The organism is uncultured Gimesia sp. (assembly GCF_937910335.1).
Classification (GTDB): domain Bacteria; phylum Planctomycetota; class Planctomycetia; order Planctomycetales; family Planctomycetaceae; genus Gimesia.
Window position 1 is genome coordinate 1 of the sequence record NZ_CALEMX010000278.1, and the last position, 8,792, is coordinate 8,792.

At 50.0% G+C, this 8,792-nt stretch carries 8 protein-coding genes; 4 read left to right on the plus strand and 4 right to left on the minus strand.

The window, feature by feature from the left end; genetic code table 11:
- Nucleotides 1–1,120, minus strand: a 1,120-nt coding sequence (locus Q0668_RS11215; protein ID WP_298864362.1) for a Clp protease N-terminal domain-containing protein, incomplete at its 3' end; no start/stop codon positions are given.
- A 606-nt stretch (nucleotides 1,121–1,726) separates the two neighbouring features.
- On the opposite strand from Q0668_RS11215, the gene Q0668_RS11220 reads away from it, so the two are divergent.
- Together Q0668_RS11220 and Q0668_RS11225 are read left to right on the plus strand one after the other, a co-directional pair.
- Entirely contained in the window at nucleotides 1,727–3,286 is a 1,560-nt protein-coding gene (locus Q0668_RS11220; protein WP_298864365.1) for a thiamine phosphate synthase, read from the plus strand.
- A 36-nt stretch (nucleotides 3,287–3,322) separates the two neighbouring features.
- The gene (locus Q0668_RS11225) at nucleotides 3,323–4,390 is read left to right on the plus strand and encodes a tRNA-dihydrouridine synthase (RefSeq protein WP_298864368.1); all 1,068 of its coding nucleotides are present in this window, start codon (nucleotides 3,323–3,325) and stop codon (nucleotides 4,388–4,390) included.
- Nucleotides 4,391–4,495: 105 nt separating this feature from the next.
- Here Q0668_RS11225 and Q0668_RS11230 read toward each other — a convergent pair whose 3' ends face one another.
- Genes Q0668_RS11230 through Q0668_RS11240 form a run of 3 tightly spaced genes read right to left on the minus strand, consistent with a single transcriptional unit; the run spans nucleotide 4,496 to nucleotide 7,429 of the window.
- Nucleotides 4,496–5,053 (minus strand): ATP-binding protein, encoded by a 558-nt coding sequence (locus Q0668_RS11230; RefSeq protein ID WP_298864371.1) that lies wholly within the window; start codon nucleotides 5,051–5,053, stop codon nucleotides 4,496–4,498.
- 53 nt (nucleotides 5,054–5,106) lie between these two features.
- Nucleotides 5,107–6,804, minus strand: coding sequence for a protein kinase (locus Q0668_RS11235; protein ID WP_298864374.1), 1,698 nt, complete (start codon nucleotides 6,802–6,804; stop codon nucleotides 5,107–5,109).
- Nucleotides 6,797–7,429, minus strand: a complete 633-nt coding sequence (locus Q0668_RS11240; RefSeq protein WP_298864378.1) for a sigma-70 family RNA polymerase sigma factor — start codon at nucleotides 7,427–7,429, stop codon at nucleotides 6,797–6,799. The genes Q0668_RS11235 and Q0668_RS11240 overlap by 8 nt, the downstream gene beginning before the upstream one ends.
- A 184-nt stretch (nucleotides 7,430–7,613) precedes the next feature.
- Between Q0668_RS11240 and Q0668_RS11245 the strand changes: the two genes are divergently transcribed.
- Both Q0668_RS11245 and Q0668_RS11250 read left to right on the plus strand, forming a co-directional pair.
- A complete protein-coding gene (locus Q0668_RS11245) occupies nucleotides 7,614–8,279 on the plus strand; it encodes a TIGR03067 domain-containing protein (RefSeq protein WP_298864382.1) in 666 nt (221 codons plus the stop codon).
- 239 nt (nucleotides 8,280–8,518) lie between these two features.
- Nucleotides 8,519–8,674 (plus strand): hypothetical protein, encoded by a 156-nt coding sequence (locus tag Q0668_RS11250; RefSeq protein ID WP_298864385.1) that lies wholly within the window; start codon nucleotides 8,519–8,521, stop codon nucleotides 8,672–8,674.
- Nucleotides 8,675–8,792: the final 118 nt, after the last annotated feature.

The window sequence follows — 8,792 nt, forward strand, 5'->3', positions numbered from 1 at the left end:
GTACTTTATGGTGCTCTTCGTAGCGTTCCCGTAAACCACGCAAAATTTCGACCGTCTGAGTGTCGGTCGGTGGTTCTACCATCACATTCTGGAAGCGTCGTTCCAGAGCACTATCCTTTTCAATGTATTTACGGTATTCATCCAGAGTGGTAGCACCAATACACTGTAATTCGCCACGGCTCAAAGCGGGCTTCAATACATTGGAAGCATCAATGGCACCTTCTGCGCCGCCGGCTCCTACCAGTGTGTGTAATTCGTCGATGAACAGAATCGTATTTTTAGCACGACGTACTTCGTTCATGACGGCTTTAATGCGTTCTTCAAACTGACCACGATATTTCGTGCCCGCCACCATCATCGCCAAGTCCAGTACAACGATCCGACGATCTCGGAGTAAATCAGGGACTTCCCCATTGATAACCATCTGGGCAAAACCTTCTACAATCGCGGTTTTACCAACGCCTGCTTCGCCTAACAAAACAGGGTTATTTTTTTGGCGGCGACAGAGAATCTGAATAACACGCTCAATTTCCTTGGCGCGTCCAATGACCGGGTCAAGTTTTTTCTGCTTAGCAAGTTCGGTTAAATCACGACCGAAGCTGTCTAGAGCGGGTGTCTTACTTTTCCCCGCTTTCTGACTGCCTGTGCCAGGTGTTCGTTCGCCTGCTTCGGCACCTTCCAGCCCATGTCCTAGAAGATTCAGTACTTCTTCTCGTACTTCTTCCAGCTTGAGACCTAAATTCATCAAGACCTGGGCGGCAACGCCATCCTGTTCTCGCAACAAACCCAAAAGCAGGTGCTCGGTTCCAACATAATTATGATTCAAATTCCGTGCTTCTTCCATCGCGTATTCGATGACTTTTTTAGCGCGGGGTGTTTGAGGCAGCTTGCCCATCGTGACCATATCAGGTCCCGATTGAACAATCTTTTCTACTTCCAGACGGATCTTTCTCAAATCCACGTCCAAATTTTTCAGAACGTTTGCTGCCACTCCGGAACCCTCTTTGACTAAGCCAAGAAGGATATGTTCGGTCCCGATATATTCGTGATTAAACCGCTGAGCCTCTTGATTGGCCAACTGCATCACTTTTCGAGCTCGATCTGTAAACCGCTCGTACATAACTAATTTCTCCTGTGGCCCTGTTTCATTTTGGGCACTTTTGGATGAACGTTTTGATTACGCCTTGAAATCGATTATTCCAAACGCAGTAATCTATTCTCCCAAACTAGTATTAAAGATTGAATTGTGTTTTCTATGTCTTTTTATCTCAAACACGCTGTTTCCAGAAGGCAAACTTCTATTAACAATGAATTGATTTGAATCGGAAATAACTTTGAAAAGGAAAGGTCCAATGGAATAATACGTTACTCACAAAAAAACGTCGAGGATTTTCCCAAAACTACACCTGAATCACAAAAGGAAGTGCCAGGAAAAAAACAACTTATTGAAATATATTACCCATCTTAACATTGCTATTTTCGGAGGGACTCCTCGTATAGACTGAATACTCTAGTTCATAATGGAAAGTAGCGGTCATCGCCAGTCAGGAAAAGCCATCCATTCGATACAATCCATAAAACCACTAAATTCAATTCTAGTACCCATGCCGGAATCTAGCAAGATAAGCCTTTGATCGGTTAACCTGTTTAATGCAGGGTATTACACAAATAGCCACGAATTGTGGCATTCCTCTCTACAAATCAAAGAAAAACGCCCAAAATTGCCATGCAGCACTTACTAACATCCGGAGCCCAGCGCGCATTAAAACAGGCAAAAGAGATCTCGCGCGCTGCGGCAGAATTGGAACTGGATGCAGTACATCTGCTGGCAGCACTTGCCTGCCAAGAATCACGGGCAGCCGAAATACTGCAATCACACCAGATCAAATTGAAAATGATTCTCACCGAATTTCAGCTTGAACTACCAGATGATAATTTATCTCCAAAAATAGACGTTTCGGATCAGCCACTTGAGTTTTCAGAGGCTTTGCACCATTTTTCCTCACTGGGAGAAATTCTGAATCACGCTTTAGAACAGGCCAGACAATTCGAAGGCCCGACTGAAATAGGAAGCGAGCACCTATTGTGTGGGCTACTAGCAACTTCGGGCAGGCATTCAGAATGGCTTGCTGCACACGGTATTTTTTCGACAGAATCTCTAGTGGATTCCATCAACGTTCACCGTCAAACGGCTGACCCAATTGACGTGGATTTTGCGCTCCGTCCGGTTTCCACAACAGTCAGCGACCACACAAATACTTTAAGAACCATCGATGCCGCCGCCAACCGTCTACGGGAAGGCTTACGGGTAATAGAAGACTATCTACGTTTTACATTGGACGATGCGCATTTGATGGAGCTCCTCAAAACCAACCGCCACAAACTGGCAGAGGCGCTCAAGTTCATCGGACAGGAATCACTGATTGCCAGCCGCGATACGCTTAACGATGTCGGAACGGACATCAGCAACACATCGGAATTTGATCGACAAACGATGGAGCATCTGTTGCAGGCAAATTTAAAACGCGTGCAGGAAGCGACGCGCACTCTGGAAGAGTTTTCTAAACTGCTCTCTGTGGAAGCGGCTGCAATTTTTAAGCAGATGCGATACGCCCTTTACACTCTGGAAAAAAGTGTCCTGGCCTGTGTGCACAACCAGAGCAGATTAAAAAACTGCCAGCTTTATTTACTCGTTTCAGAATCGTTATGTCATCATGGCTCCGGGCCCGCTATTCGTGAATCTCTGACAGCGGGGGTGGGCATCGTACAGATTCGTGAAAAAGAAATGACCGACCGTCAACTTCTCGAGCATGGAAAGCGTGTGCGTGAGTGGACAAGAGCCGCCGGTGCGATTCTCATCATGAATGACCGACCGGACCTCGCTGTTGCGATTGACGCCGATGGTGTGCACGTGGGTCAGGAAGAATTACCAGTCCGCGAAGTGAGAGAAATCGTAGGATCACGGCGATTGATCGGCGTCTCCACACATAATATAGATCAGGCCCGTCAGGCAGTACTGGACGGAGCCGACTATCTGGGAGTCGGTCCCACTTTTCCAACGAGTACAAAATCATTTGCAGAACATGAATATGCAGGATTGGATTTCGTGAATCAGGTCGCAGCAGAAATTAAACTCCCCTGGTTTGCCATCGGAGGTATCAATGCAGATAACCTGGAAAAAGTATTACAGGCGGGCGCGCGACGTATTGCCATCAGCAGTGCGATTTGCAGTCATGAACATCCCGGCCAGATTACCAGAGAGTTACTGAATTCGTTCCCAGATTGAAATCACTTCAACCAGAGAGTTAAGTCCGACACAATTATGTTAGTCAATCAGTTACAGCCGGCTTCCCTCGGCTCTTATCAATTGAAATCGCCTCTGTATCAAGCAGCTTTGAGCGGCTATAGTGATTATCCGATGCGGGTCATCGCTGCAAAGCTGGGTGCTACCTACACTCTTTGTGAAGTAATGATCGACCGGATGATTGTGCAATCCAAACAGGGTAAACAGCACGCGATGATGTACTGCCATCAGGACGAGTTTCCGGTTGGTGGTCAATTAATGGGTTCGGAACCCGAAGAATTCGGACCTGCGGCTCAAAGGTTGGTGGAGGCCGGCTTTCATGTGATCGACATTAACTTTGGTTGTCCTGTCAAAAAGGTCATGAGCCGTTGTCGTGGTGGCTATCATCTAGGTCAGCCTGAAGTGGCGCTAGAAATTATCTCTCGTGTGAGAGACGCGGTTCCCGAACATTTGCCTGTGACATTAAAAATGAGGCGAGGCATTGATGATACTGCAGAATCGGAAGATCACTTCTTTCGTATCTTTGATGGTGCCTACGAACGCGGACTGGCTGCCATCACTGTCCATGGACGCACTGTGCATCAAAAGTATGTAGGTCCCAGTAACTGGGAATTCCTCAAACGAGTCAAACAACATGCAGGTCAAAAAACGGTTATTGGAAGTGGCGATCTATTTTCGCCGCAAGCCTGTATTGATATGTTGCGCGTGACTCATGTGGATGGAGTCTCAATTGCCCGCGGTGCTATCGGCAACCCCTGGATTTTTCAACAAACGGCTGACTTACTCAATGGTCGGCAGATTTCACCTCCCGACGTAGAAGAGCAACGCACCGTGATTACCGAACATTTTGAAATTGCCAGCACGTTTCACGGAGAGAAAAAAGTCTGTAACACCATGCGGAAATTCGGAATTTTTTATTCGGAACTTCATCCACAACGAAAAGCAGTTCGCGATGCCTTTATCGCCGTCAAAAATAGAGAACAATGGTTAGATGTTCTCAAACAATGGTATTCTGAAAATGCGCCAGGGATATTCCCGGTTGTTGAAGAACCAAATCCGCTCTCTATCGAAAAACCTGCAAACTAAAATCGGTAAATCAATTCCTCGCTTTGCTGAAGATTTTCTCAATACTTCATGCATACCAGTTCAAAATTGTATCGTCAAATATTTCAAATTCATGCGCAAGAGATCTCACGACCAGAATTGTCGGTCAAGTGTGCGATAATTGATGGCTTCACTGACATGGGCTGCCGTAATCTGGTCACTTTGATCCAGGTCGGCAATCGTCCGACTGATGCGTAAAATTTTGTCATGTGCCCGCGCCGAAAGCCCCATTTCTTCCATCGCTGATTTCAATAACGCCTCTGCATCTGCTGCCAAAGGACTATATTTTCTTAACTGACGAGGCGTCATCCGACCGTTATGCGACGTTGCTTCATTCTCGAAGCGGCGAGCCTGAACCTCCCGGGCCTCGAGTACCTGTTCACGCATGGTTGCGCTATTCGTACCCGATGACTGATTCGAAAGTTCGCGGAATGGGACGGGAGGCACTTCAATATGAATGTCAATTCGATCTAATAACGGTCCGCTGATTTTGGAGAGGTACCGTTCTACCTGGGCCGGATTACAGGAACATTTCCGACGCGGATCAGACAGATACCCACAGGGGCAGGGAGAATTTCCATGCCATCGTGAGGCTGATCGGTCAAACGGTGTACGTGACGCCGGAAGTGTCGATGCTAGTGGCACTTATCGCATTTCTTTCTGGTTAGCATTTCTATGTGGAAAGAGTTGATTACAACTCAGAATCGCTCAACTCGCCCCTTAACTCTACCAGATTCATCAAGAAATTGGTGGTCTTGAACCCGCTCATCGCCCGTTCCAAGAAAGAACAACGACTCTGCTGCCTCAAGCTCTTTCGGCTCAAACTCGCCTGTGTACCGCTCGCCCGTCGAAATCCGCACTGACCGGATCTGTCCTCGGTAGAAACTGATCAAGTTGTCCTGACCGACATTCCCGATGACGAACCGAGTCTCGCCTCCCAGCGTCGAACCGGAGGCGGTTTCGACAAGTTTGCCGTTCAAATAGAGGCGAGTCTCGTCTTCGGAAAAAACAGCAGCCACATGGGACCAGCGGTTTGGTGGAACGGCGGCAGTTGAGTTCACCATCCCTTCAACGTATTCCACCGAGAGCATCGAGCCGCAAATGGCTATTCCGAGACCGTATTCGCCGGGAATGTCGCTACCGATGATGAACTGGCAATTCTCGTCACGATAAGGATCTGGCTTGACCCATGCTTCCAATGTCACCGGGAGCGTCCTTTGTAAGTTGGTCACGATTCTCGTCCGACCATCGAAGTGCAGGACACCATCACGGACTAAGCCATCGCTGCTTGGACTGGTGACGAAGTAAGCGATTGCGAGACCAACGAGGCTTACCAAAGCGATCAGCCCGACGATGCGAAGCCAACTTCGACGGCTCGTTCCGGCTTCCAGACATTTCCGCAGTGCGGCGGCAAAGTCATCTACCGATTCGTACCGATCACCCGGATGTTTCGACATTGCTTTTGAGCAGATCGCCTCAAGCTTTTCCGACACATTCGGAACGATCTCACGCACTTGCATCGGTGAACGGAAAAGGATTTGTTCACGCAGTTCTGTTTTGTCCTTTGCAGGGAACGGCGTCTGTCCACAGAGCAACTCGAAAAGTACGACGCCGAGTGAGTGGATGTCGCAGCGACCGTCGAGAAGCTGCATGTCTCCCGACAGAATTTCAGGCGACATGTAAGCCAGCGTGCCGCTCGTTCCGGCTCGCCCTTTTGCGACATCGTCGAGCGTGCAAGCGACTCCGAAGTCACCCACCAAAGGATGACCAGACTCATTGATCAAGATGTTTTCTGGCTTGATGTCCCGGTGAACCAATCCGAGCTTGTGAGCAGCGGAAAGCGATTCACAGACCGTGGCGACCAATTCGACGGCTTCTCTGGTCGAAAGCCTCTTCGAACGCACGAGTTCGGCGAGACTCTGACCGTCAACATATTCGAACACAAGGAAGACTCGACCATCGTGCTCTCCGCAGTCGTGAACACCAACGATGCCGGGATGTTTCAACCGAGCAACTCGCCGGGCTTCATCGAGCAGTAGATCGCATGACGTGCGATGATGCCCGATTTTCACAGCGACCGGACGTTGCAGTTTCAGGTCTTGTCCTTTGTAAACTTGCCCGTAGCCGCCCGATCCCAAGAGTGAATCGAGTCGATACCGGTCTGCCAGCACAGTGCCAGAAATATCCTTGGACGGTTGCTGGTCAGTCAACGGACGAGCAGGATCACGTTTCGTCCAAGCCGTTGTCTTCAGGCTCTCGATCTTTGAGCGAACTGTTTGCGTCAGTTGGGGACATTCAGTGCAAAGTTCTGCGGCTGGAATGTCCTCACCTTGTTCGAAGGCTTCTTCCCAACGCACGAGCAGGTCGGCGATCAAATCTTTTTCGTCATCAGTCAATATCGAGTCCTCCTGCGAGTTGGTCTTTGAGGAGGAGACGAGCCGACACCCAGCGGCGTTTCAGCGTAGCGAGAGAAATTCCAAGGACACGGGCTGCGTCAGATTGGGTGAGTCCGTCGTACCACAACAAACTGACGACTTCTTTTTCGGCTTCCGGCAGTGCTTCTACCGCCACATGAAACTCTGTCCAAGCTGCCACCGATTCCGGTTCGAATGGATCTTCACATCGCTCCGATGCGTTGCCGCCATCGCTATCGTGCTTGGTTCCGATCCCTTGAGGTCCGTAATGACTCCGAGCCAGATCGATCAGTTCACGTCGTATTTGGGTCGCCGCCAAACCGTAGAACTTCCGCACGGATTCTGGCTGAACCGATGCCAAGGCTCTGTGTAGTCGCAACAGACTCGCCTGCAACACATCGTCTGTGTCGGACCATCGCTGCACATGTCCGTAACTCTTGAGCATTCTTCGAGCCATCGTCCGAAGTCGTTGACAGCACAACTCAACGATGGTGCGTCGGGATTCGGGACACCCCTCGCTGAGCCGCTGCAATTCGTTCTGTAGGTCAGTCGTTAATCCCAATCCGCTCTCCGTTGCACGATCCCGTGGTGGACGAACAACGAACATCGGAATGGTCCGCCTCCATTAAGAAGGGCGAGTGCCGACTGGCGAGTAGCTCATGAGCGGACCAGAAATGTGAGATTTATGTGAAGACTGAGCCGTGTTTGACCCCGCACTCGCTTTCATCTTCAGAGGGGTTGCTTTTGAACAGCCCACGAAAGAATCACTGGCTCATCACGAGGAGAATCGCATGAAGATCACGACTTTGGGGCTACTTGCAGCCTTCGTTCTGTTGGCACAAATCGGCATTGTCACAGCCGCCGATCCCGCTGAGGAATACCGCAAGGCGATGGCGGCTGCACAGGAGCGGTTCAGTCAAGCAGCGGGTCTTGCCACAACCAAGTACGTTGCAACCCTCAAAGAGTCACTCATTGAGGAAACCAAGAAGGGCAATCTCGAAGGTGCGATTGCTATTCGGGATCAGATCAAGTTGCTCGAAAAGCAATCAGTCGCCGCCACGAACGACGAAAGTTCAAGTTCGCTACAGGGCGAATGGGAATGCATTGCCGGTGAAGAGAACGGTAAGCCTCAAGACCCAAATAAAGTCCGCCAAGAACGCCGACGCCTCGTGATTTCACGAAATTCGTTGATTATGGAAAAGGTGGGTTCAAGCTGGGTCGGCAAGTTTGAAATTGACCCGAAGAGCGGGCATTTCGATCTGATTGGCAAACGAGTGCCGGGCAACAATCTCACAGAGTGGATCGGGATCTACGAAGTGAATGGGGATGAACTGAAGCTTTGTTTCATCTTCAACAAAGAGGACAAGGCAAAGCGTCCCACTGAATTCAAGTCGCAGCCTCCATCGCAACCGGGTCTTGCTCACGCCTTCTATACGTTCAAGCGTGATAGCGATTGACCGTAATCGCTATTCGGCATTTTTTAGATCGAGGGATCTCGTAAGTGCCAGTTCACCAAGTCTACAGCGAGCAACCATCAATGAACCAAAGAACCGACTCTTGGAAATGCGAGAAGTGCGACGATGACAGCGGTTGGTCAGCGTTGCTCGCCAATGCGGAAAGGCATCTTGCTCAAGCTGGATTTCATGTCCCCAACTCGCTGTCGGCGGCGGACTTCTGCCCGGAGTGCTTCTGGGAATTGACGACTGGCGACGAGCCAACTCCCGACCTGCTTCCAACGATGCGAAGGCGGCGAGGGTACGGCGTCAGCAAAGTCCTACCCGGCAAATACGGTCCCTACGACGACACATCGCCCGGTGATGAGAACGCCACTCGTGCGAGGGAAGGCAATTGAACAATGACCGAAAAAGGAGAGTCCGGTCAGCCGCATCCAAAGGAGATCTTTGGTCGCCGAGTCATTGAGGTTTGCCCCGAATGTGCTGGCGAGGGGCGACTATGGGAGTGCGATGAGC

Excerpts from the sequence above, each read along its gene's own strand:
- Q0668_RS11220 (WP_298864365.1), top strand. The coding sequence starts at position 1,727 with ATGCAGCACTTACTAACATCCGGAGCCCAGCGCGCATTAAAACAGGCA.
- Q0668_RS11225 (WP_298864368.1), top strand. The coding sequence starts at position 3,323 with ATGTTAGTCAATCAGTTACAGCCGGCTTCCCTCGGCTCTTATCAATTG.
- Q0668_RS11240 (WP_298864378.1), bottom strand. The coding sequence starts at position 7,429 with ATGTTCGTTGTTCGTCCACCACGGGATCGTGCAACGGAGAGCGGATTG.
- Q0668_RS11245 (WP_298864382.1), top strand. The coding sequence starts at position 7,614 with ATGAAGATCACGACTTTGGGGCTACTTGCAGCCTTCGTTCTGTTGGCA.